Raw genomic sequence first — 25,104 nt, 5'->3', positions numbered from 1 at the left:
CCCGCCCAGCCCCGCCGGACGGCGTCTGCCCAGGTCAGCGTGATTGTCAGTGGGCGGGTGCAGGATGGACGCATGGTCAGCTCCGCACATCGAGCCCTCGACGGCTTCTCCCCCGCGACCCGCGGCTGGTTCACGGGGGCCTTCTCCGCGCCCACCGCGGCCCAGGCCGGCGCGTGGCAGGCCATCGGCGCGGGCTCGGACGTGCTGGTGGTGGCCCCGACCGGTTCGGGCAAGACGCTGGCCGCCTTCCTCGCCGCCCTGGACCAACTGGCCTCGACCCCGCCCCCGGCCGACCCCAGGAAGCGCTGCCGGGTGCTGTACGTGTCCCCGCTGAAGGCCCTCGCGGTCGACGTCGAGCGCAATCTGCGCAGCCCGCTGACCGGCATCCGCCAGGAGTCCGTGCGCCTGGGCCTGCCGGAGCCCGAGGTCAGGGTCGGCATCCGCTCCGGTGACACCCCGGCGGCCGAGCGGCGCGCCCTGTCCACCCGCCCGCCGGACATCCTGATCACCACCCCCGAGTCGCTGTTCCTGATGCTGACCTCGGCCACGCGTGACGCGCTCACGGGCGTGGAGACGGTGATCCTGGACGAGGTGCACGCGGTCGCGGGCACCAAGCGCGGCGCACATCTCGCGCTGTCCCTGGAGCGGCTCGACGAACTCCTGCCGCGGCCGGCCCGCCGGATCGGCCTGTCGGCGACCGTCCGCCCGGTGGACGAGGTGGCCCGGTATCTCTCGCCGCGCCGCAAGGTGGAGATCGTCCAGCCGGAGTCCGGCAAGGAGTTCGACCTGTCCGTGGTGGTGCCGGTCGAGGACATGGGCGAGCTGGGCGGCTCCCCGGCGGCCGACGCCGGCGAGGGCGGCGAGAAGCCGTCGATCTGGCCCCATGTCGAGGAGCGGATCGCCGACCTGGTGCAGGCGCACCGGTCCACGATCGTGTTCGCCAACTCCCGGCGCCTCGCCGAGCGGCTGTGCAACCGGCTCAACGAGATCGCCTACGAGCGGGCGACCGGCGAGACCCTGGACGAACACCACTCCCCGGCCCAGCTGATGGGCGGCTCGGGCGCCGCCCAGGGCGCGCCCCCGGTGATCGCCCGCGCGCACCACGGCTCGGTCTCCAAGGAGCAGCGTGCCCTGGTCGAGGAAGACCTGAAGGCGGGCCGGCTGCCGGCGGTGGTCGCCACCTCCAGTCTGGAGCTGGGCATCGACATGGGCGCCGTCGACCTGGTCGTGCAGGTCGAGTCCCCGCCGTCGGTCGCCTCCGGGCTGCAGCGCGTGGGCCGCGCGGGACACCAGGTGGGGGCCGTCTCCACCGGTGTCGTCTTCCCCAAGTACCGCGGTGACCTGGTCCAGGCGGCGGTGGTCACCGAGCGGATGCGCTCGGGCTCGATCGAGTCCCTGAGGGTGCCCGCGAACCCGCTGGACGTGCTCGCGCAGCAGCTGGTCGCCATGACGGCGCTGGACACCTGGCAGTTCGACGACCTGCTCGCCGTGGTCCGCCGCGCGGCCCCCTTCGCGTCGCTGCCCGAGTCGGCGTTCACCGCGGTCCTCGACATGCTCGCGGGCCGCTATCCGTCGGACGCGTTCGCGGAGCTGCGCCCACGCGTGGTGTGGGACCGCGTGGCCGGCACGATCACCGGCCGCCCGGGCGCCCAGCGCCTCTCCGTCACCTCCGGAGGCACGATCCCCGACCGGGGCCTGTTCGGGGTCTTCCTCGCCGGTTCCGACCCCAAGAAGGGCGGCGGCCGGGTCGGCGAGCTGGACGAGGAGATGGTCTACGAGTCCCGGGTGGGCGACGTCTTCACGCTGGGCACCAGTTCCTGGCGCATCGAGGACATCACCCGCGACCGCGTCCTGGTCTCCCCCGCACCCGGCGTGCCGGGCCGGCTGCCCTTCTGGAAGGGCGACCAGCTGGGCCGTCCGCTGGAACTGGGCCGCGCGGTGGGCGCGTTCCTGCGCGAGGTGGGCTCGCTGCCCAAGGACGACGCCCGGCTGCGACTGCTGGCGGCGGGCCTGGACGCCTGGGCGGCGGACAACGTGCTGTCGTACCTGGACGAGCAGCGGGAGGCCTGCGGCCATGTCCCGGACGACCGCACCATCGTCGTGGAGCGCTTCCGCGACGAGCTGGGCGACTGGCGAGTCGTCGTCCACTCCCCCTTCGGCGCCCAGGTACACGCCCCGTGGGCCCTGGCGCTAGGCGCCCGCCTGTCCGAGCGGTACGGCATGGACGCACAGGTCATGCACGCCGACGACGGCATCGTGCTGCGCCTGCCCGACGCCGACCTGATGGGCCTGGACCTGCTCGACCAGGAGCCGACGAAGGCCGGCACCGAGTACGACAGCGAGCAGGCGCCCGTCGGCGCGGCGGACGTCGCCTTCGACAAGGGCGAGGTCGACCAGATCGTCACCGACCAGGTCGGCGGCTCGGCCCTGTTCGCCTCCCGGTTCCGCGAGTGCGCCGCCCGGGCGCTGCTGCTGCCGCGCCGCAACCCCGGCAAGCGCACCCCGCTGTGGCAGCAGCGCCAGCGCGCCGCCCAACTGCTCCAGGTGGCGAGCGAGTTCGGCTCGTTCCCGATCGTCCTGGAAGCGGTGCGCGAGTGTCTCCAGGACGTGTTCGACGTCCCCGGGCTCGTGGAGCTGATGGGTGACATCGAGTCCCGCAAGGTGCGGCTGGTCGAGGTCACCACCCCGGAGCCGTCCCCGTTCGCCCGCTCCCTGCTGTTCGGGTACGTCGCCCAGTTCCTGTACGAGGGCGACTCCCCGCTCGCCGAGCGCCGCGCCGCCGCGCTGTCCCTGGACTCCCGCCTGCTCGCCGAGCTGCTGGGCCAGGCGGAGCTGCGGGAGCTGCTCGACGCCGACGTGCTGACCGAGCTTGAGCGCGAGCTGCAGTGGCTCACCGAGGACCGCCGGGTCAAGGACGTGGAGGGCGTGGCCGACGTGCTCCGGCTGCTCGGCCCGCTGACCGACGCGGAGCTGGTCGCGCGGGGCGCGGATCCGCAGTGGGCGCGCGAGCTGGCCGGCGCGCGCCGGGCCATCAAGGTCCGGATCGCCGGTGCGGACCACTGGGCGGCGGTCGAGGACGCGGGCCGCCTGCGCGACGCGCTCGGCACGGCCCTGCCGGTCGGCGTGCCCGAGGCCTTCACCGAACCGGTCAAGGACCCGCTGGGCGATCTCCTCGCCCGGTACGCCCGCACCCACGGCCCCTTCACGTCGGCCACGGCGGCGGCCCGCTTCGGCCTCGGCGTGGCGGTCACCGAGGGCGCGCTGCAGCGGCTGGCCGCGAACGGCCGGGTGGTCCAGGGCGAGTTCCACCCGGCGGGCATCGGCCAGGAGTGGTGCGACGCGGCCGTGCTGCGCCGGCTGCGCCGCCGTTCGCTGGCGGCCCTGCGTCATGAGCTGGAGCCTGTGCCACCGGCCGCGCTCGCCCAGTTCCTGCCGCAGTGGCAGCACATCGGCAAGGGCCACGGTCTGCGCGGGATCGACGGACTGGTGCGCGCCGTCGAGCAGTTGCAGGGCGCCTCGGTGCCGGCGTCCGCGCTGGAGAAGCTGGTACTGCCGTCCCGCGTGGTGAACTACACGCCCGCCATGCTCGACGAACTGACCGCCGCCGGCGAGGTGGTGTGGGCGGGAGCGGGCGCCCTGCCCGGCAAGGACGGCTGGGTCTCCCTGTATCTGGCGGACGCGGCCCCCCTGCTGCTCCCGCCGCCCCACCCCCTGGAGCTGACCGCGCTGCACCAGTCCGTGCTGGACGCACTGGCGGGCGGTTACGGCCTGTTCTTCCGCCAGATCGCCGACCAGGTCCGGGCCACCACGCACCCCGAGGCCACCGATCCCCAACTGGCCGACGCGCTCTGGGACCTGGCCTGGTCGGGCCGGCTCACCAACGACACCCTCGCCCCGATGCGGTCGCTGCTGGGCTCGGGCCGTACGGCGGGGTCGACCGCCCACCGCGCCAAGCGTGCCGTTCCGCGCGGACGCTACGGCTCCCTGACGGCCGCCGCCCGCACCGCCTCGCGCAGCGGCCCGCCCACCGTCGCCGGCCGCTGGTCGCTGCTGCCCGTGGCCGAGCCGGACGCCACCGTGCGCGCCCACGCGCTGGCCCGCACCCTGCTGGACCGGCACGGCGTGGTGACCCGTGGGGCGGTCGCCGCGGAGGGGATCGAGGGCGGCTTCTCGGCGGTGTACCGCGTGCTGTCCGCCTTCGAGGAGAGCGGCCAGGCGCGGCGCGGCTATGTGGTCGAGGGCCTGGGCGCGGCCCAGTTCGCGATGGACGGCGCGGTGGACCGGCTCCGCGCGGTGTCCAACGCCCGTGACCGCGGGGAGAGCACCCCCGCCGGAAACGGCTTCCCGGGTCCCTCGAACGGCTTCGCCGCGCCCGCGTTCGGGGGTGATGTCCCGGGCGCCGGGAGCACACCCCACGGCCACCCCCTCCCCGGGCCCTTCGACGGGTCGGACGGCGGCTTCGCCCACCCCGGCCTCGACGGCGACTTCACCTGGCCGCCGGCGGACCCCCCGCCCGCCGGCGGCGAGTACGTCTCGCCCCGCGACCTCGCCGACCCCTTCGCCTCCCCCGGTTACGGCGGACCCCGAGGAGGCGGCTCCGGGGCCTACGGCTCACCGGCGCCACGCGGATACGGCGGTCGTCCGGGCACGGCCGCGCCCGATCCGCGTGCCGTCGTCCTCGCCGCGGCCGACCCCGCCAACGCCTACGGCGCGGCCCTGTCCTGGCCCGAGCCGCCGACCGGCGCCGGTCACAAGCCGGGCCGCAAGGCGGGCTCGCTGGTCGTCCTGGTGGACGGCGAGCTGACGCTGTACATGGAGCGCGGCGGCAAGACCCTGCTGGCCTGGCCCGGCACGTCGGACACCGAGACCGCGGACGACCCCCGGCTGCGTACGGCCGCGGAGGCCCTGGCCGCGGCGGCCCGCGCGGGCTCCCTCGGCACGGTCACGGTCGAGCGGATCAACGGCGCCCAGGCGCTGACCTCGCCCATGGGCGCCCTTCTGGAAGCCGCGGGCTTCGTGGCCACACCGCGCGGCCTGCGCCTGAGACCATGACGACACCGCCTCGCCGCCCTCCACCGGGCGCCCCTCGCGCCCGAGAGCGGCAGCCCGGTCCCGCCCCGGCCGCTGTGGCCCGCCCGTGGCACCCTTGACGCATGCCCGAAGGTGACACGGTCTGGCAGGCCGCGCGGCGGCTGCACGAGGCCCTCGCGGGCAAGGCGCTGACCCGCAGCGACTTCCGGGTGCCGAAGTACGCGACGGTCGACCTCACGGGCCGTACCGTGCTCAGCACGGTCCCGCGCGGCAAACACCTGCTCACCCGGTTCGAGGGCGGCCTGACCCTCCACACGCATCTGCGCATGGAGGGCTCCTGGAAGGTGTACGGCACCGGCGAGCGCTGGCGGGGCGGCCCGGCCCACCAGATCCGGGCGATCCTCGGCACCGCCGACCGCACGGCCGTCGGCTACCGGCTGCAGGTCCTGGAGTTGCTGCGCACCGGCGAGGAGGAGCGGGTCGTCGGCCATCTGGGACCCGACCTGCTCGGCTCCGACTGGGACCCCGAGCGCGCCCTCGCCAACGTCCTCGCCGACCCCGCCCGCCCGCTCGGCGAAGCCCTGCTCGACCAGCGCAACCTCGCCGGCATCGGCAACATCTACAAGAGCGAACTCTGTTTCCTGCTGGGCGTCACCCCGTGGCTCCCGGTCGGCGCGCTGCCCGCGGACCGCGCCGGGAGACTGCCCGTGCTGGCCAGGAGACTGCTGGAGGCGAACCGCGACCGCCCGGTCCGTCAGACCACCGGCCTGCAGCGGCACGACCTGTTCGTCTACGGCCGCGCGCCCCGGCCCTGTCTGCGCTGCCACACACCGGTCCGCGTGGCCGACCAGGGCGACGGCTCCCAGGAACGCCCCACCTACTGGTGCCCCACCTGCCAGACGGGCCCGGCCCCGGCCCCCGGTACGGCGCAGCGCTGGCGGGACCGCTATCCCCGCCGCACCGGCTGACCGAGCCGCACCTCACGACGGGCCGGAAACTTCGCCCGAACGAGGGCCCCGCGATGCCCTGCCGGCGCCCCCGCCCGCCAGGCGGCCGGCCGGCTCCCCGTGGGCGGCGCCCCTGCGGCGCGGGACTCCGGCATGCAGTGCACCGGCAGCACGCTCAGCCCCCACCCGCCGGCCACGACGGCCCCTTCCAGCACACCCGGGCCCTGCCCCAGCGCGAGCCGCAGCCCGGCCCACCACCACACGGCCGTGAGCCCCAGCCGAAGCGTCCAGCGCACTGTGCGTGCCACCATGCGCGCCACCACCTCCTGCCGGACGCTAGACCGCCGCCCGCCCGGCGCGGGAGGCGCACTGCGGGGCTCACCGGTGCGCAAGAGCCGGCCCGTGCCGGCGCCGGCCTATGCGTTCTCCGCCTGGAACATCCAGTGGTGCTTCTCCAGGTCCGCGGTGATGCCGATGAAGATGTCCTGGGTCACCGGGTCCGGCTCCCCCGTCGCGGCCACCCGCTCCCGCATCCGGGTGATCACCGCGCCGAGCGCGTCCACCATCGCCCGCACCGCGTCGCCGTCCTTGATCCAGCCCGCCGCAGTGGTGCCGATGCCGCTGCCGGAGGCCACCGTGGCGGCGCGCCCGTCGGGCGGTACGCCCAGGGCCGACGCCCGCTCGGCCACCGTGTCGGAATGGGTGCGCGCGGAGGCGACGACCTCGTCGAGCTGCAGGTGGACGGAGCGGAAACGGGGTCCGACGATGTTCCAGTGGATCTGCTTGGCGACCAGGGCGAGGTCGACCAGGTCGACGAGGCCGCCCTGCAGCGCCTCGGCCACCGTCTTCAGGTCCGCGTCGGCCAACGGGCTCTTCACGACGTACATCCGCTTCCTCCGGTGCTGGGGCGCCGTCATGTCCCTCCCACCATGACCGCCCCACCCAAGCCCGGCAAACTGACGCAAAAGCGACGAACATCACACAGAACACCCGGGCAAGCGAAAGCCCCGGCTGTCTGCTCCAGGAAGACCTGGGGCAGGCAGCCGGGGCCGCAGATGTCTCGGTTCGCTAAGCCGCGTGCGCGTGCGTCACGCGGCGACCACGTCCACAGCCTCCGCGGGCGCCTTGATGGTCACCCGTTCCGGTGGCACACCGGTCACCGACACCGATCCCAGCATCGGCCGGACCGGCGTCGCCACGGGCTCGGTGGCCGCGGCGGACTGGGCCAGCTCGGCGAGCGCCAGCTCGTCGCTCACTTCTCGCATGAGTTCCGACATCCGTACGTCCAGCGCGTCGCAGATGGCGGCGAGCAGCTCGGAGGAAGCCTCCTTCTGCCCCCGCTCCACCTCGGAGAGATAGCCGAGTGAGACTCGGGCGGACGAGGAGACTTCGCGCAGAGTACGGCCCTGGCGTTGGCGCTGCCGACGCAGCACGTCACCCAGCAGGCGACGGAGCAGGATCATCGGTGGCTCCCTCCTCGGACCGCGTAGCCGCATCCTTCTCGCCCCACCGTACCGCCTTGCGCCGCGGCCGTGCGGGGAGCGATGTCGTGTTCACTCAGGGCTGCAAACATCAAAACCCCCCGTTCCGTTCCGTATCCTGTGCCCGCTCATTCCCAGTCTGTTCGCCCGCAAGCTGCTCGAGGAGCAGTGCGAGTACGCTCCGTACACTCTCCATACGAATTTCCGCACGGCTGCCGTTCAACCGCAGGGCCTCCACTTTTCCGCCACCGGCAGAACCGGGACGCGGGGTGAGCGGTCCGTCGACGGCCACGAAGACCGTCCCGACGGGCCGGCCGTCCTGCGGTTCGGGGCCGGCGACTCCAGTGGTCGCGATGCCCCAGTCGGCGCCCAGAGCCTTCCGTACGCCGGTGGCCATCTGGCCCGCCACCTGCGGATCCACCGCTCCTCGCTGCGCCAGCAGGGTGGCGTCGACGCCCAGCAGCTCATGCTTGAGCTCGGTGGCGTAGGCGGTGACCGAACCCCGGAACACCTTGGACGCTCCGGGAACCGATGTGATCTCCGCGGCCACCAGGCCACCGGTGAGCGACTCCGCGACGGCGAGGGTCTCGCCCCTCACGGTCAGTAGTCGCACCAGTTCGATGGCCGTCGAACTCACGCTTCCTTCTCCTCCAACGCCGCGGCGCGCTCCGCGATTCCCTGCCTGCGCAGCACAATGGCCTGTCTTACATAGTCGAGACCGGTGACGACGGTGAGGACGACCGCCACGGCCATCACCCAGAACCGCAGGGTGGCCAGCCAGCCCGTCAGCGCCAGCACGTACATCCCGACCGCCACGCCCTGGGTGAGGGTCTTGAGCTTGCCCCCTCGGCTGGCCGGGATCACGCCGTAGCGGATGACCAGAAAACGCAGCAGGGTGATGCCGAGTTCCCGGCCGAGGATCACGGCCGTCACCCACCACGGCAGATCGCCCAGGGCCGAAAGACAGATCAGCGCCGCCCCCATGATCGCCTTGTCGGCGATGGGGTCGGCGATCTTCCCGAAGTCGGTGACCAGGTTGTAGGTGCGCGCCAGATGCCCGTCGAACAGGTCGGTGATCATGGCGATGGCGAAGGCGGCCCAGGCCAGCGAGCGCCAGGCGGGGTCGTAGCCGCCGTTCGCCAGCATCAGCGCCACGAAGCCGGGCACCAGGAGCAGCCGGAGCATGGTCAGCAGATTGGCGACGTTCCAGACGCTCGCCTGGTTGACGGCCGCGGCGGCGATCTTCCCGCTGCGCGCGGGCTTGCCGCCGCTGCCTTGACCTGGGGCAGAACCGGAGACCTCGGGCCGTGCGCCGTCGGCGGGGGCGGCGGGCCCCCGGGCGCCCTGCCCGCCGGAGGAGCCGCCCGCGGCGGATGCCGGGACTCCGGTCATCTGCCCGCCTCCTCACTACACGCGAGCGAGCCGGTCAGCGGCTCGGCCACCAGGTCGACACCTTCCGTACCGACCACCTTCGCCTCGACCATACGTCCGACGCTCAGGCCTTCGCCGCTCGTGAGCAGAACCTGTCCGTCGGTCTCGGGCGCCTGGTGCGCGGCACGGCCGTACACGCCCTCTTCCTCGTCGACGGACTCGACCAGCACGCGCACCGTCTCCCCGACGCGGTCCTCGGCGCGCTGCGAGACGAGTTCCTCGGCGAGCCGGGAGATGTGGGCCAGGCGCTCGGCGACGACGTCCTCGTCCAGCTTGTTGTCGTACGTCGCCGCCTCCGTGCCCTCCTCGTCGGAGTAGCCGAAGACGCCGATGGCGTCCAGGCGGGCGCCGTTCAGGAAGCGCTCCAGCTCGGCCAGGTCCGCCTCGGACTCGCCGGGGAAGCCGACGATGAAGTTGGACCGCACGCCGGCCTCGGGGGCCTTGGAGCGGATGGTGTCGAGCAGCTCCAGGAAGCGGTCGGTGTCGCCGAAGCGGCGCATGGCGCGCAGCACGTCGGGCGCGGAGTGCTGGAAGGACAGGTCGAAGTACGGCGCGACCTTGGGGGTCGAGGTCAGTACGTCGATCAGGCCCGGGCGCATCTCGGCCGGCTGCAGATAGCTGACCCGGACCCGCTCGATGCCGTCGACCTCGGCCAGCTCCGGCAGCAGGGACTCCAGCAGGCGGATGTCGCCCAGGTCCTTGCCGTAGGAGGTGTTGTTCTCGGAGACCAGCATGATCTCCTTCACGCCCTGCTCGGCCAGCCAGCGCGTCTCGTTCAGGACGTCGCTGGGGCGGCGGGAGATGAAGGAGCCCCGGAAGGACGGGATGGCGCAGAAGGAGCAGCGCCGGTCGCAGCCGGAGGCCAGCTTCACCGAGGCGACCGGGGAGCCGTCCAGGCGCCGGCGCAGCGGGGCGCGGGGCCCCGAGGCGGGCGCGACGCCCTCCGGGAGATCGGCCGGGCCGTGCCCCGGAAGGGCCACCGCGGCGGCCGACTCCTGGCGCTCGGCCGGGCTGATCGGGAGCAGCTTGCGGCGGTCGCGCGGGGTGTGGGAGGCGTGGATGCCGCCGGACAGGATGGTCTGCAGGCGGTCGGAGATGTCCGCGTAGTCGTCGAAGCCGAGCACGCCGTCGGCCTCGGGCAGCGCCTGGGCGAGCTCCTTGCCGTACCGCTCGGCCATGCAGCCCACCGCCACGACGGCCTGGGTTCTGCCGTGGTTCTTGAGGTCGTTGGCCTCGAGGAGGGCGTCGACGGAGTCCTTCTTCGCGGCTTCGACGAAGCCGCAGGTGTTGACCACGGCGACGTCGGCGTCCGCGGCGTCCTCGACGAGCTGCCAGCCGTCCGCCTCCAAACGGCCTGCGAGCTCCTCCGAGTCCACCTCGTTGCGGGCGCAGCCAAGAGTGACGAGTGCGACGGTACGGCGTTCAGGCATGGGCTCAAGACTACTTCGTCTCACCGACAGCCCACGTCGACGGGGTTGGCCGACCCCGTCACACTCGCTCGGCCCCCGAGGACCGCTCAGCCCGCCACCGGGTCGCCCTTGGTGTAGGTGAGGCGCTCGACCTGGCCCGGCTGGAACTTGTCGTCGATCTTCTTGCCGTTGACGTACAGCTCGATCGCCCCGGCGTCGCCCAGGATCAGGTTGATCTTGGAGCTGTCCTGGAAGGTCTTGGAGTCGCCCTTGTTCAGCAGCCCGTCGAAGAGCATCCGGCCGTTGTGGTCCTTGGCGGAGATCCAGCTGCGTCCGTTCGGCGCGCTGACCTGGACGGTCACCTTGTCCTGGGGCGCGGCGGCGATGGCGCTGTCGGAGGGTGCCGGGCTCGGCGGGACGGGCTTGGTCTTCGTCGGACGCGGCGAGGGCGACTTGCTCGCGGCGGACGTGCCGCCGCCCTGGGCGACCTGCGACTTGGCGTCGCTCCCGGAGCCGCTGCCCTTGACGGCGGTGAAGCCGACGAAGCCGATCACCACGACGATCGCGGCGACCATGGCGGCGGTCCAGTTCGGCCCCCGCCGCTCCGGCCGGATCCGCTCGGCCTCGAACAGGGGTGCCGCCGGGGTGGGCGCGGGCCGGCCGCCGTGCTCCGCGTCGTACTGGGCGATCAGCGGTGCGGGGTCGAGGTGGACTGCCTTGGCCAGCGTGCGGATGTGCCCACGGGCGTACACATCACCGCCGCAGGGGGCGAAGTCGTCCGCCTCAATGGCGTGGATGACGGCGATACGGACACGAGTGGCGCTGCTGACGTCGTCCACGGTGAGCCCGGCCGCGATCCGCGCCTGCTGCAGGGCGCGGCCCACGGAGACACGGGCTTCCTGGGACTCGTCTGGGAACGGACGCTCGTCTTCAGGGGAGTTGCCGATGGACACGGGGGCGCCTTTCGAGCGTGTAGCCACCTGTGCTGGAAGCTCAGTCTAGGGGGGGTACGAAAGGGTGGGGCAACCGGGCGGGTGGGACTTTGCAGACCATAGGAACGGCCGGACATTCCTATGATTGGACAGGCAGGTACCCCATGGTGGGACCCCCAACTGTCCTTTCGCTCAACTGGACGTACGACGAAGGGAAACGGTTGCTCGCCGATCCCTAACGGGTGGATCACGACGGTCTGCCGCCCGGCGTACCGGCGTCCGCCGGGCGGGCGTCCGCCCTACCCCTCAGACTCCCCGCGAATCATGGCGAGCACGCCGTCCAGGTCGTCAGGCTTCACAAGAACGTCACGAGCCTTGGATCCCTCGCTGGGCCCCACGATGTTGCGGGACTCCATGAGGTCCATGAGCCGCCCGGCCTTGGCGAAGCCGACGCGCAGCTTGCGCTGCAGCATCGAGGTGGACCCGAACTGGGTGGAGACGACCAGCTCGGCCGCCTGGCACAGCAGGTCGAGGTCGTCGCCGATGTCCTCGTCGATCTCCTTCTTCTGCTTGCTGCCGACCGTGACGTCGTCCCGGAACACCGGCGCCATCTGCTCCTTGCAGTGCCGGACGACGGCGGCGATCTCGGCCTCGGTGACGAACGCGCCCTGCATACGGGTCGGCTTGTTCGCGCCCATCGGCAGGAACAGGCCGTCGCCCTTGCCGATCAGCTTCTCGGCGCCGGGCTGGTCGAGGATGACCCGGGAGTCGGCGAGCGAGGAGGTGGCGAAGGCCAGCCGGGAGGGCACGTTGGCCTTGATCAGACCGGTGACCACGTCCACCGACGGGCGCTGGGTGGCGAGCACCAGGTGGATGCCGGCCGCGCGCGCGAGCTGCGTGATGCGCACGATCGCGTCCTCCACGTCGCGCGGGGCCACCATCATCAGGTCGGCCAGCTCGTCCACGATCACCAGCAGGTACGGGTACGGCTGCAGTTCCCGCTCGCTGCCCTCGGGCGGCTTGACCTTGCCCTCGCGGACGGCCTGGTTGAAGTCGTCGATGTGCCGGAAGCCGTAGGCGGCGAGGTCGTCGTAGCGCAGGTCCATCTCGCGTACGACCCACTGCAGGGCCTCGGCCGCCCGCTTGGGGTTGGTGATGATCGGCGTGATCAGGTGCGGGATGCCCTCGTAGGCGGTCAGCTCGACCCGCTTGGGGTCGACCAGGATCATCCGGACGTCCTCGGGGGTCGCCCGCATCATGACCGAGGTGATCAGGCAGTTGATGCAGGACGACTTGCCGGAGCCGGTGGCGCCGGCGACCAGCATGTGCGGCATCTTCGCCAGCGAGTGCATCACGTACCCGCCCTCGACGTCCTTGCCGAAGGCGACCAGCATCGGGTCGTCGTCCTCGGCGGACTCCGCGAGGCGCAGCACGTCGCCGAGGTTGACCATCTCCCGGTCGGTGTTGGGGATCTCGATGCCGACCGCGGACTTGCCGGGGATGGGGCTGATGATCCGCACGTCCGGGCTGGCGACGGCGTACGCGATGTTCTTGGTCAGCGCGGTGATCCGCTCGACCTTCACGGCGGGGCCGAGTTCCACCTCGTAGCGGGTGACCGTCGGGCCGCGGGTGAAGCCGGTGACGCGCGCGTCGACCTTGAACTCGGTGAAGACCTGGGTGAGCGAGGCGACGACCGCGTCGTTCGCGGCGCTGCGCGCCTTGCCGGGGCCGCCGCGGGTGAGCAGGTCCAGCGACGGCAGCGCGTAGGTGATGTCCCCGGAGAGCTGGAGCTGCTCCGCGCGCGCGGGCAGGTCGCGTGGCTGCTCGGGGGCCTTCTTGGTCAGGTCGGGGACGGCGCCGGCCTGGAGCTTCTCCTGCTTGGGGCGCGCGGCCGGGACCGGGGAGGGCTCGGCGGCCGGTTCGGGCGCGGTGGCCGGCTCCGGTGCGGGGACCGGTACCGGGGTCGTCTCCTCGCGGTCGCCGACGCCGACGCCCTGGGTGAGGTCGGCGACCAGCGGGGACGGCGGCATGCCGTGCAGCACCGCCCCGTCGAGCGCCGCCGCCGCGGCCGCCGCGACGTCCACGGCGTCCATCCGGCGCTGCGGATCCGGCTGGGGCACCGCGGAGCGCCTGGGGCGGCCGCGGCGCTGCGAGAGGGCCTCCTCCTCGGCGCCGTCGGGGTCGTACGCCGTGGGGGCGGACGAGCGCTTGCGGGGGCGCGCGGGCAGCGCCTCGCGCCACTGGTCGTCGTAGCGCTCGTCGTCCTCGGTGTACTCGTCCGTCTCCGGGTCGTGCAGCACGCCCAGGTGGACGCCGAGGGTGCGCAGCCGCTGCGGGATGGCGTTGACCGGGGTGGCGGTCACCACGAGCAGCCCGAAGATCGTCAGCAGCACCAGCAGGGGCACGGCGAGGACGTCGGTCATCGTGTACGTCAGCGGAGTGGCCGCCGCCCAGCCGATGAGGCCGCCGGCGTCCCTTATCGCCTGCATGCCGTCGCTGCGGGCGGGCGAGCCGCAGGCGATGTGGACCTGCCCGAGCACGCCGATGACGAGCGCGGACAGCCCGATCACGATCCGTCCGTTGGCCTCCGGCCGCTCCGGGTGCCGGATGAGCCGTACGGCGACCACCCCGAGCAGGATCGGCACCAGCAGGTCGAGCCGGCCGAAGGCGCCGGTGACCAGGATCTCCACGAGGTCGCCGACCGGGCCCTTCAGGTCCGCCCAGGTGCCGGCGGCGACGATCAGCGCGATGCCGAACAGCAGCAGCGCGATGCCGTCCTTGCGATGGGCGGGGTCGAGGTTCTTCGCGCCCTGCCCTATGCCGCGGAAGACGGCGCCGACGGCGTGCGCCAGACCCAGCCAGAGGGCGCGCACGAGCCGGTACACGCCCCCGGTGGGGCTGGGCACCGGCTTCGGCGGAGCGGCCTTCTTCGCCGGGGCCTTCCTGGCGGGCGCCTTCTTGGCCGGGGCCTTTTTCGCTGCGGCCTTCCTCGCCGGAGCCTTCGAGGGAGCGGCCGCCTTCTTGGCGGGCTGCTTCTTGGCTGCGGAGGGACGTGAGGCCATGGGTGTGAGGTTACCGGGGGAGACGACGGCGGACACGTGTGCCCACAGCTTCACCCGTTCGTGTCGCCTGTGCCCGGCACCGGAACTGACGCACGCTCACGGCCACCACCGACCGGACGTACGTCAGTTCTGCGCCGGCATCGACGAGCCGCCGGTGCCGGCACCCGGCTCCAGGGCGTCCAGCGCGCGCCGCAGCCCGGTGAGTTTGCGCTCCAGATGGGCCGCCGTGGCCACCGCCGCCGCGTCCGCCGAGTCGTCGTCCAGCTGCTTGGACAGCGCCTCGGCCTGCTCCTCGACGGCCGCGAGCCGCGCGGACAGCTCGGCCAGCAGCCCCGCGGACTCCTTGCCGCCGACCGCGCCCTTGCCGCCGCCCTCCAACTGCAGCCGCAGCAGCGCCGCCTGCTCGCGCAGCTGGCAGTTCTTCATGTACAGCTCGACGAACACCGAGACCTTCGCGCGCAGCACCCACGGGTCGAAGGGCTTGGAGATGTAGTCGACCGCGCCCGCCGCGTAGCCCCGGAAGGTGTGGTGCGGGCCGTGGTTGATCGCCGTGAGGAAGATGATCGGGATGTCCCGGGTCCGCTCGCGCCGCTTGATGTGCGCTGCGGTCTCGAAACCGTCCATGCCCGGCATCTGGACGTCCAGCAGAATGACCGCGAAATCGTCCGTGAGCAGTGCCTTGAGCGCTTCCTCCCCGGACGATGCCCGCACCAGCGTCTGATCGAGCGCAGAGAGGATCGCCTCCAGCGCCAGCAGATTCTCCGGCCGGTCATCGACCAGGAGGATCTTGGCCTTCTGCACCATGGCCCGCCCTCCTCGCCCCGGCGGTACACCGGGCGCCGCCCCAGGGGACGACTCCCTTTCGCCGCCCGTCCTTGTGCCGGTCATCGTAGCCGCACCCCGCCTGTCGCCACACCCTGTCACCGCGATGTCACTGTGCACATAGGGGAAACGCGGCGGGATCCGGGTCGGTTCCCGGAATCCCGCATTCCCCTGCGTTCGCAGGCCACCTTAAGTCGTACCGGCGCCCTCGGCTCAAGTGGGCAACTCCCGACCCACGCCAAGGGTTCCCCCGGCGTTCACATCCCGGTGGCCCGAACTCGTCACTTCTCCCCCATCCACTGCTGCATCACCGCCAGCAGATGGTCCGGGTCGACCGGCTTGGTGACGTAGTCGGAGGCGCCCGAGTCGATCGCCTTCTCCCGGTCGCCCTTCATCGCCTTCGCGGTCAGCGCGATGATCGGCAGCCCGGCGAACTGCGGCATCCGGCGGATCGCCGTGGTCGTCGCGTACCCGTCCATCTCCGGCATCATGATGTCCATGAGCACGACCGCCACGTCGTCGTGCTGCTCCAGCACCTCGATGCCCTCGCGGCCGTTCTCGGCGTACAGCACCGACAGGCCGTGCTGCTCAAGGACGCTGGTCAGCGCGAACACGTTGCGGATGTCGTCGTCGACGATCAGCACCTTCTCGCCGGCGAACAGCACCCCGTGCGCGGACTGCGGCGTGCTCTCCTGCTCGGGCACCGACCAGTGCTCGGCCCGCTGCTCGCCCTGCGGCAGGCCCCGGCGCCGGCGCCGGAAGAGGGCCGCGGGGCCGTTCTGCGTCTCCCGGTACGACTTCACCTCGGCCGGCGTCTCGATCTCCACGGCGGACAGCTCCGAGGACTGCTCCGCCGTCGAGGCGACCAGCTCGCCGGCCCCGAGCGGCGGCACGGACTGCTGGTAGCCCTGCGGTGGCAGCTCGCTCGGGTGCAGCGGCAGGTACAGCGTGAACGTCGAGCCGCGGCCCGGCTCGCTCTGCGCGTGGATCTCGCCGCCGAGCAGCTGCGCGATCTCCCGCGAGATGGACAGGCCGAGGCCGGTGCCGCCGTACTTGCGGCTGGTCGTGCCGTCCGCCTGCTTGAACGCCTCGAAGATCACCCGCATCTTGCTGGCCGCGATGCCGATGCCGGTGTCGGTCACCGAGAACGCGATCAGCGGCGCGTCCGGATCGGTCAGCGAACCTGCCTCCAGCAGCTGCTCCCGGATGCCCGCCGGCACGTCCGCGCCGGCCGGCCTGATCACCAGCTCCACCGACCCGGAGTCGGTGAACTTCACCGCGTTCGACAGCAGGTTGCGCAGCACCTGCAGCAGCCGCTGCTCGTCGGTGTGCAGGGTCGCCGGCAGCTCCGGGGAGACCCGCACGGACAGGTCCAGCCCCTTCTCCGCGGTCAGCGGCCGGAAGGTGGCCTCCACGTAGTCCACGAGCTGGACCAGCGCGATGCGCGTCGGCGAGACGTCCATCTTGCCCGCCTCGACCTTCGACAGGTCCAGGATGTCGTTGATCAGCTGCAGCAGGTCGGAGCCGGCGCCGTGGATGGTCTCGGCGAACTCCACCTGCTTCGGCGAGAGGTTGCCCTCGGCGTTGTCGGCGAGCAACTTGGCCAGAATCAGCAGCGAGTTGAGCGGCGTGCGCAGCTCGTGCGACATGTTGGCGAGGAACTCGCTCTTGTAGCGCATCGACACCGCGAGCTGCTCGGCGCGCTCCTCCAGGACCTGCCGGGCCTCCTCGATCTCGGTGTTCTTCACCTCGATGTCGCGGTTCTGCCGGGCCAGCAGCTCGGCCTTCTCCTCCAGTTCGGCGTTGGAGGCCTGCAGCGCCTTCTGCCGGTTCTCCAACTCCTCCGACCGCTCCCTGAGTTGCTCGGTCAGCTCCTGCGACTGCTTCAGCAGCTGCTCGGTCTTGGTGTTCACCGAGATCGTGTTGACGCTGGTCGCGATCATCTCGGCGATCTGGTTGAGGAAGTCCTTCTGGATCTGCGTGAACGGAGTGAAGGAGGCCAGCTCGATCACGCCGAGCACATTGCCCTCGAACAGCACCGGCAGCACGATCACCTGTGCCGGCGGGGCCTCGCCGAGGCCGGAGGAGATCTTCAGATAGCCGCTGGGCGCCTTGTCCACCAGGATCGTGCGCTTCTCCTGGGCGGCCGTGCCGATCAGCCCCTCGCCGGGCCGGAACGACGTCGGCATGGAGCCCATCGAGTAGCCGTACGAGCCGAGCATCCGCAGCTCGTAGTTGTCCTCGCCGTCGCCGGCGTCCTTGCCCTCCATGAGCGGCATCGCCAGGAAGAACGCGCCGTGCTGCGCGGACACCACCGGCGTCAGCTCGCTCATGATCAGCGAGGCCACGTCCTCCAGGTCCCGGCGGCCCTGCATGAGACCGGAGATGCGGGCCAGGTTGCCCTTGAGCCAGTCCTGCTCCTTGTTGGCGATCGTGGTGTCGCGCAGGTTGGCGATCATCTTGTTGATGTAGTCCTGCAGTTCCTGGATCTCGCCGGACGCGTCGACGTCGATCTTCAGGTTCAGGTCGCCGCGGGTCACCGCGGTCGCCACGCGCGCGATGGCGCGCACCTGCCGGGTCAGGTTCCCGGCCATCTCGTTCACCGACTCGGTCAGGTCCCGCCAGGTGCCGTCGACGTCACGCACGCGTGCCTGGCCGCCGAGCTGTCCCTCGGTGCCCACCTCGCGGGCCACGCGCGTGACCTCCTCCGCGAAGCTGGACAGCTGGTCGACCATCGTGTTGATCGTCGTCTTCAGCTCGAGGATCTCGCCGCGGGCGTCGATGTCGATCTTCTTCGTCAGATCGCCCTTGGCGATGGCCGTGGTCACCATGGCGATGTTGCGCACCTGACCGGTCAGGTTGGACGCCATCTGGTTCACGGACTCGGTGAGGTCCTTCCAGGTGCCGGCCACACCCGGCACGTGCGCCTGGCCGCCCAGGATGCCGTCCGTGCCCACCTCGCGGGCCACCTTGGTGACCTGGTCGGCGAACGAACTCAGCGTCTTGACCATGATGTTGATGGTGTCGGCGAGCTGCGCGACCTCGCCGCGCGCCTCGATCGTCACCTGCCGCGTCAGGTCGCCGTTGGCGACGGCGGAGGCGACCTGGGAGATGTTCCGCACCTGCATGGTCAGGTTGTTGGCCATCAGGTTGACGTTGTTGCTCAGGTCCTTCCAGATGCCGGTGACGCCCGGCACGTGCGCCTGGCCGCCCAGGATGCCCTCGGTGCCCACCTCGCGGGCCACCCGGGTCACCTGCTCGGCGAAGCTGGACAGCTGGTCGACCATCGTGTTGACCGTCGTGACGAGCTCGAGGATCTCGCCCTTGGCGTCGACAGTGATCTTCTTCGACAGGTCGCCCTTGGCGACCGCGGTCGTGACCTCGGCGATGTTGCGCACCTGGATGGTCAGGTTGTTCGCCATGAAGTTCACCGACTGCGTGAGGTCCTTCCAGGTGCCGGAGACGCCCTGCACCTCGGCCTGACCGCCGAGGATGCCCTCCGTACCCACCTCACGGGCCACACGCGTGACCTCCTGGGCGAACGACGACAGCTGGTCCACCATCGTGTTCAGGGTGTTCTTCAGCTCCAGGATCTCCCCGCGCGCGTCCACGGTGATCTTCTGGGAGAGGTCACCGCGGGCCACGGCGGTGGCGACCTGCGCGATGTTGCGCACCTGGGCCGTGAGGTTCCCGGCCATGCCGTTCACGGAATCGGTCAGATCCCGCCACACGCCGGCCACGCCCGGCACCTGTGCCTGTCCGCCGAGGCGGCCCTCGGTGCCCACGTCACGGGCGACCCGGGTCACCTGGTCGGCGAAGGCGGACAGCTGGTCGACCATCGTGTTGATCGTGTTCTTCAGCTCGAGGATCTCGCCGCGAGCGTCGACGTCGATCTTCTGCGACAGGTCGCCGCGCGCCACCGCCGTCGTCACCTGGGCGATCTGCCGCACCTGCGACGTCAGGTTCCCCGCCATGAAGTTGACGGAGTCCGTCAGCTCCTTCCAGGTGCCCGACACGCCGTCCACGCGGGCCTGACCGCCGAGCCGGCCCTCCGTGCCCACGTCCCGGGCCATCCGCGTGACCTGGTCGGCGAAGCTCGACAGCTGGTCCACCATCGTGTTGACGGTGTTCTTCAGCTGGAGCATCTCGCCGGAGACGTCGACCGTGACCTTCTGCGACAGATCACCGTTCGCCACCGCCGTCGTCACCTGGGCGATGTTGCGCACCTGCCCGGTGAGATTGCGGAACGCGGTGTTGACGGAGTCCGTCAGGTCCTTCCAGGCGCCGGCCGCGCCCGGCACCTGCGCCTGACCGCCCAGCTCGCCCTCGACGCCGATCTCCCGCGCGACCCGCGTCACCTCGGCGCCGAACGCCGACAGCTGGTCCACCATCCCGTTGACGGTGTTCTTCAGCTCCAGCATCTCGCCGGCCACGTCGACCGTGACCTTCTGCGACAGATCACCGTTCGCCACGGCCGTCGTCACGGTGGCGATGTCGCGCACCTGCGTGGTGAGGTTCCGGAACACCGTGTTGACGGAGTCCGTCAGGTCCTTCCAGGTGCCGGCGGCGCCCGGCACGTTCGCCTGACCGCCCAGCCGGCCCTCCGCGCCGACCTCGTTCGCGACGCGCGTGACCTCGTCCGCGAAGATCCGCAGCGTCTCGGTCATCTGGTTGATCGTCTCGGCCAGCTGCGCCACCTCGCCGCGCGCCGGAACCGTCACCTTCTGCGACAGATCGCCGTTGGCGACCGCGGTCGTGACCTGCGAGATGCCGCGCACCTGGGCCGTCAGGTTGCCGGCCATCGTGTTGACGGAGTCGGTCAGCTCCTTCCACACACCGGCCACGCCCGGCACCTGCGCCTGACCGCCCAGGATGCCCTCGGTGCCCACCTCACGGGCCACCCGGGTCACCTCGACGGAGAACGACGACAGCTGCTCCACCATCGTGTTGACGGTGTTCTTCAGCTCCAGCATCTCCCCGGCGACCTGCACGGTGACCTTGCGCGACAGATCGCCCCGGGCCACCGCCGTCGTCACCAGCGCGATGTCGCGCACCTGCGCGGTGAGCTGCCGCGCCATGGTGTTGACGGACTCGGTCAGGTCCTTCCACGAACCGGACATACCGCGCACCCGGGCCTGACCGCCCAGCTTGCCCTCGGTACCGACCTCGCTGGCCACGCGCGTGACCTCGTCCGTGAACGTCGACAGCTGGTCGACCAGGTTGTTGACGGTACGGCCGACCTTCAGGAACTCGCCTCGCAACGGATGCCCGGTGCCGCCGTCCGGGGCCTGCGTCCGCAGCTCCATCCGGGGCGACAGATCGCCCTCGGCGACCGCCGTGAGCACCCGGCCGACCTCGGACACCGGCCACACCAGATCGTCGACCAGGGCGTTGGAGGCGTCGATCGCCGCCGCCCAGGAGCCCTCGCAGGCCCCCGTCTCCAGCCGCTCCGTGAGCTTGCCCTCACGGCCCACCATCCGCCGTACCCGGGACAGCTCGCCGGTGAGATGCAGGTTCCGGTCGGCCACCTCGTTGAAGACGGCCGCGATCTCCGACATCACACCGTCGCCGGAGACGGTGAGCCGCTTGCGGAAGTTCCCGTCGCGCATCGACACGAGCGCCGCCAGCAGCCGGTTCAGGGCAGCCGTGTCCACGGTGGTGGTGTCGCCGCGCCTGCCCAGGGACGGTCCGCCTTTCGCGCGCGTCTTCGTGCCACGCGTCGCCGCGCCAGACTCCACTGTGTCCCTCCCGGAGGGGTAGACCGTTACTGCTGTGCTCGGCCGCTTCGGCCCGGCGTGCCGCTGTTCGGCATACCGGTTACTTCCGCGTACCGGTTACTGCTGCGTATTTCTGCCAGACGAGATCCGGCCACACCAGGGGCTGCTGCCCGTCGTACACGGAACGCACGCAGGCCGGCCCGACCTTCATCAGAAGCCTGCCCAGTGTTTCACCCTCGCCGAACCAGGCCATAACAGTTCGGCAGCTTCGCACACCGTCCGCACACCTGGGGGGTAAACACCGGCGACCGGCATCCGCTCGGACGGCGAAGGTAAGTAACCTTGCATGCGGCTGTCCAGCCGCACCGGTCCGACCGGCCTGGGCGGTGGCACCAGTACGAGCGGGCATCGGAGGGGCGGCCGCAGACCATGACCACCGGAGTGATCCCCGGGGGACAGTCCCCGGAGCCACAGGGGACGGGTGAGCTGATGCCGCAGCAGCGGCGGGAGCCGCCCGGCCACCCCCTGTCCGTCGACAACCGGCCGAGGAGTTCTGTGATCACCGCGCGCGCGGCCGCCACCTTCGAGCCCGTCGGGCGGTCGGTGGCGACCGCCCGGTCCTTCGTCCGCGACACCCTCCAGGGCTGGGGCTTCGCCGACATCGTCGACGACGCCGTCGTCCTGACCAGCGAACTGGTGACCAACGCGGTCGTTCACGCGGGCACGCACGCGGAGGTGCTGTGCCTGCGCACCGAGGACGGTGTGCGCATCGAGGTCTCCGACCGCTACCCCGAGCGCGAGGTCCCCCTCCAGCACAGCGCCGTCTCCATGGGCAGCCCCGACCGCGAGGGCGGCCGCGGGCTGCAGCTGTGCGCGGCCCTCGCCACCCGCTGGGGCGTCGACTACACGCCCACCCACAAGAACGTCTGGTTCCAGCTCAACCTCCCCGAACGCCCGGTCGGCACCCGCACCGCCGGACCCTCCCTCCCCGCCGACCTGCTCCCGCTGGCCGACGGCCGGGTCCGCGTCGCCGTCCTCCAGGTCGACCGCAAGGGCGCCGTCACGTCCTGGAACGAGGACGCCGAAGAACTGTTCGGCTATCCGGCCGCCGAGGTCACCGGCAGGCCCCTCACCGAACTGGCGGCCTGGCCGCACACCCCCGGCACCGGCACCGGAGTAGCCGAGGCCCTTCAGCTCTCCCGCTGGGAGGGCAGCTACGGCATCCGCGGCGCCGACGGCCGGGTCGTACATGTGTACGCCTCGCACCTCAGGGTCCGCGACACCGGCGGCGAGCCCTCCACCGTCTGCCTCCTGGTCCGCGACCACGAGCGCGCCGTCCTGCAGTCGCCGGCGCGCGTCCCGGCCGGCGACCAGGCCCAGTCCTCCGACGGCCAGAGCGCCGACCCCTTCGAGGTCTTCATCGGCTCCCCCGCCCCGGACGACCTCGACGGCCTCCTGCAGCGCACCGTGGAGCGCGCCCGCGACATGCTCGACGGCGACTCCGCGTTCCTGCTGCTGGCCACCGACGACGAGACCGAGCTGGAGGTGCGCGCCTCCACCGGCCTGCCCTCCGCCCGCCAGCGCTTCGCACGCGTGCCCGTCGAGGCCGGCCCGGGCCGCTACGGCTCCGCGCGCATGCCGGCCGTCCACGACGACCTCACGTCCGTCCCCGGGGCCGTACCGCTGCTGGCCGGCACCGGCATGCGCTCGGTCGTCACCGTCCCGCTGAAGGTCGAGGGCCGCTTGACCGGCTCCCTCGGCGTCGCGGCCGAGGCACCGGGCCGGTACACCAACGAGGAGGCGCTGCGCCTGCAGTTCGCCGCCGACCGCATCGCCCTGGCCGTCGAGTCGGCCCGCCTGGGCGAGCTGGAGCGGCTGCGCCGCGGCTCCCTGAGCTTCCTGGTCGAGGCCTCCGACCTGCTGGCCGGCACCCTGGACCGCGACCAGACACTGGCCCTGATGGCCCAGATGACCGTGCCCACCCTGGCCACCTGGTGCGCCGTCTACACGATCGCCGACCAGGCTTCCGAGCCGTATCTGTCGTACGTCCTGCACGAGGACGAGGAACTCATCGACGGCATCAAGTCGTTGCTCGCGAAGGTGCCCCCGCCGGATCCGGTGCCGACCCCCGGCGCGCGTGTCTGGACGGCGCCCGGCGAGGTCGCGCACCAGGCGGCCCTGCGCAGCTCCATGCGCAGCCTGGGGCTGTCCGGCGGGCCCACGCGGCAGATCTCCTCGGGCATCGGCCCGACCCTCGCCACGGCCTCCGCGGTCGGCGGGGAGACGGTCGTCCTGCCGCTCGTCGCCCGCAACCGCGTCATCGGCATGCTGACCCTCGGCAAGCCCACCGACGAGCACTTCCGCCAAGAGATCCTGGAACTGGCCGAGGACCTGTCCCGCCGGGCCGCGCTCGCCCTGGACAACGCCCGCCTGTACTCGGAGCGCACGGCCATCAGCCAGTCCCTCCAGCGCAGCCTGCTCCCGCCGGGCCTGCCGCAGATCGACGGTGTCGAGGTGGAGGTCATCTACCGCGCGGCCGGCGAGGGCAACGAGGTCGGCGGCGACTTCTACGACCTCTTCCCGATCGGCGACGGCGCGTACGGCTTCGCCATCGGCGACGTCTGCGGCACCGGCCCGAACGCGGCGGCGGTCACCGGCCTCGCCCGGCACGCCCTGCGCCTGCTGGCCCGTGAGGGCCTGAGCGGCCCGGCGGTCCTGGAGCGCCTGAACTCCGCGATCCTCGACGAGGGCGACCGCAGCCGCTTCCTGACCCTGCTGTACGGCGAGATGCGCCCGCAGGAGGACGGCAGCGCCGAGCTGAAGGTGGTGTGCGCCGGCCATCCGCTCCCGCTGCGCCTGCGCCAGGACGGCACGGTGACGGCGGCCGCCGAGCCGCAGCCGCTGCTGGGCGTGATCGAGGACCTGGAGCTGTACGAGGAGACCGTCACCCTTGATCCCGGTGACGTCCTGCTGTGCGTCACGGACGGCGTCACCGAGCGCCGCGAGGGCACGCGCATGCTGGGCGACGACGGTCTCGCCGACGTCCTCACGACCTGCACGGGCCTGACGGCGGGCGCGGTCGCGGCGCGCATCATGCGCGCGGTGGAACGCTTCGCGTCGGACGCCCCGTCGGACGACATGGCGATCCTGGCGATGCGCGTCCCGGAAGTGCACCCGGAGGCGTGAGGCCGCAGCGGGCATGAAAAAGTCCCCACCCTTTCGGGTGGGGCCTTCATTTCTGAGCCCCCAAACGGAATCGAACCGTTGACCTTCTCCTTACCATGGAGACGCTCTGCCGACTGAGCTATAGGGGCTTGTCGTTTTCGAGGTTTCCCTCGCGGCGACGAAGAAACTGTACCCCGAGCCGGCCCCAGTTCCCAAATTCGTTCGGAACCCGTTCAGAAGGCGGGCTGCAGCAGTCCGCCGAGCGCGTTGCACGCGGACACGATCCGCTGCATCTCCCGCTTGGTGAGCGAGGCGTCCACGGGCAGCGTCAGAGTCTCGTCGGCGGCCCGTTCGGTCTCCGGCAGGGACACGCACCGACGGAATTCCGGCAGCCGGTGCACGGGCGTCTTGACCGGCACCCGGCACTCGACTCCCTTGGCCCGCAAGGCCAGTGCGAAGGCGTCGCGGTCCGGCCGGCCGTTCCCGGGGACCCGCACGACGTACTGCTGGTAGGTGTGCCCGTCACCGCCGTCCGGCGTGCGCACGCCCCTGAGCTTGGCGTCGAGGTAGGCGGCACGCTCCCTGCGCTGGGCTATCTCGTCGTACGGCGCCTCGGACTCGCCCTGTTCCAGCACGAGCACGCCGTGCTGCTGTCCGAGCGCGTGCAACCGCGGTACGTCGGCGCGCCGCCCGAAGCGGTGCACCACAACGACCGCGGCGGTGCGCGGAGTTACGGCCGCCTCGACGGCGCCGGGATCGAGGCAGTAGGTCACGGGATCTATGTCGGCGAACACCGGGAGCGCGCCGGCCAGGGTCACGGCCTCGGCGACCTCGGCGTTCCCGAAGGCAGGTACGACGACCTCGTCACCGACTCCGACGCCGGCGGCCCTGAGCATTGCAGCAGTTCCCATGTGCTGGATGCTGGGGGCGCAACATGAACGACACGTTAAGCAAACGGTAAAAAGGCCGGACCCCGAACCGAAGTTCAGGATCCGACCTCTTTAGAAGAATTGTTCGGCGGCGTCCTACTCTCCCACAGGGTCCCCCCTGCAGTACCATCGGCGCTGTAAGGCTTAGCTTCCGGGTTCGGAATGTAACCGGGCGTTT

The 25,104-nt window shown here is 71.6% G+C and carries 13 protein-coding genes, 1 tRNA gene and 1 rRNA gene; 3 read left to right on the top strand and 12 right to left on the bottom strand.

Going from position 1 to position 25,104, the window contains the following annotated elements; genetic code table 11:
- Positions 1-72: 72 nt before the first annotated feature.
- The gene (locus ACGFZN_RS18120) at positions 73-5,052 is read left to right on the top strand and encodes an ATP-dependent helicase (RefSeq protein WP_393859458.1); all 4,980 of its coding nucleotides are present in this window, start codon (positions 73-75) and stop codon (positions 5,050-5,052) included.
- Between the two features lie 101 nt (positions 5,053-5,153).
- On the top strand, positions 5,154-5,999 hold the full coding sequence (locus tag ACGFZN_RS18115) for an Fpg/Nei family DNA glycosylase (RefSeq protein WP_393859457.1): 846 nt from the start codon (positions 5,154-5,156) through the stop codon (positions 5,997-5,999).
- Between the two features lie 395 nt (positions 6,000-6,394).
- Here ACGFZN_RS18115 and ACGFZN_RS18110 read toward each other — a convergent pair whose 3' ends face one another.
- From ACGFZN_RS18110 to ACGFZN_RS18070, 9 genes are all read right to left on the bottom strand, one after another.
- Positions 6,395-6,865 carry a Dps family protein gene (locus ACGFZN_RS18110; RefSeq protein WP_393859805.1) on the bottom strand — a complete coding sequence of 157 codons (471 nt, stop codon included), beginning with the start codon at positions 6,863-6,865 and terminating at the stop codon, positions 6,395-6,397.
- Positions 6,866-7,066: 201 nt separating this feature from the next.
- Positions 7,067-7,441: a helix-turn-helix transcriptional regulator gene (locus ACGFZN_RS18105; protein ID WP_330337446.1), complete on the bottom strand. Its 375-nt coding sequence runs from the start codon at positions 7,439-7,441 to the stop codon at positions 7,067-7,069.
- Between the two features lie 109 nt (positions 7,442-7,550).
- On the bottom strand, positions 7,551-8,096 hold the full coding sequence (locus ACGFZN_RS18100) for a CinA family protein (protein ID WP_393859456.1): 546 nt from the start codon (positions 8,094-8,096) through the stop codon (positions 7,551-7,553).
- Entirely contained in the window at positions 8,093-8,851 is a 759-nt protein-coding gene (pgsA, locus tag ACGFZN_RS18095; RefSeq protein ID WP_393859455.1) for a CDP-diacylglycerol--glycerol-3-phosphate 3-phosphatidyltransferase, read from the bottom strand. Before pgsA ends, ACGFZN_RS18100 begins: the two co-directional genes overlap by 4 nt.
- Entirely contained in the window at positions 8,848-10,320 is a 1,473-nt protein-coding gene (rimO, locus tag ACGFZN_RS18090) for a 30S ribosomal protein S12 methylthiotransferase RimO (protein ID WP_393859454.1), read from the bottom strand. The genes pgsA and rimO overlap by 4 nt, the downstream gene beginning before the upstream one ends.
- 86 nt (positions 10,321-10,406) lie before the next feature.
- Positions 10,407-11,252: a helix-turn-helix domain-containing protein gene (locus tag ACGFZN_RS18085; protein ID WP_393859453.1), complete on the bottom strand. Its 846-nt coding sequence runs from the start codon at positions 11,250-11,252 to the stop codon at positions 10,407-10,409.
- A 278-nt stretch (positions 11,253-11,530) separates the two neighbouring features.
- Positions 11,531-14,293 (bottom strand): DNA translocase FtsK, encoded by a 2,763-nt coding sequence (locus ACGFZN_RS18080; RefSeq protein WP_393859452.1) that lies wholly within the window; start codon positions 14,291-14,293, stop codon positions 11,531-11,533.
- A gap of 123 nt (positions 14,294-14,416) precedes the next feature.
- Positions 14,417-15,097: a response regulator gene (locus ACGFZN_RS18075; protein ID WP_330337452.1), complete on the bottom strand. Its 681-nt coding sequence runs from the start codon at positions 15,095-15,097 to the stop codon at positions 14,417-14,419.
- Positions 15,098-15,396: 299 nt separating this feature from the next.
- Positions 15,397-20,853 carry a HAMP domain-containing protein gene (locus ACGFZN_RS18070; RefSeq protein WP_393859451.1) on the bottom strand — a complete coding sequence of 1,819 codons (5,457 nt, stop codon included), beginning with the start codon at positions 20,851-20,853 and terminating at the stop codon, positions 15,397-15,399.
- 408 nt (positions 20,854-21,261) lie between these two features.
- On the opposite strand from ACGFZN_RS18070, the gene ACGFZN_RS18065 reads away from it, so the two are divergent.
- The gene (locus tag ACGFZN_RS18065) at positions 21,262-24,018 is read left to right on the top strand and encodes a SpoIIE family protein phosphatase (RefSeq protein WP_393859450.1); all 2,757 of its coding nucleotides are present in this window, start codon (positions 21,262-21,264) and stop codon (positions 24,016-24,018) included.
- A gap of 55 nt (positions 24,019-24,073) precedes the next feature.
- On the opposite strand, the gene ACGFZN_RS18060 is transcribed toward ACGFZN_RS18065, so the two are convergent.
- From ACGFZN_RS18060 to rrf, 3 genes are all read right to left on the bottom strand, one after another.
- A tRNA-Thr gene (locus ACGFZN_RS18060) sits at positions 24,074-24,146 on the bottom strand.
- A gap of 84 nt (positions 24,147-24,230) precedes the next feature.
- Complete coding sequence (locus tag ACGFZN_RS18055; RefSeq protein WP_393859804.1) at positions 24,231-24,893, bottom strand: DegT/DnrJ/EryC1/StrS family aminotransferase; 663 nt, start codon at positions 24,891-24,893, stop codon at positions 24,231-24,233.
- 116 nt (positions 24,894-25,009) lie between these two features.
- A 5S ribosomal RNA gene (gene rrf / locus ACGFZN_RS18050) occupies positions 25,010-25,104 on the bottom strand; the annotation flags it as partial.

Origin of the sequence: Streptomyces sp. NPDC048192 (genome assembly GCF_043202415.1) — a bacterium.
Classification (GTDB): domain Bacteria; phylum Actinomycetota; class Actinomycetes; order Streptomycetales; family Streptomycetaceae; genus Streptomyces.
The sequence above is the reverse complement of the archived record's forward strand: the minus strand, read 5'-3'. Positions and strand labels throughout refer to the sequence as shown.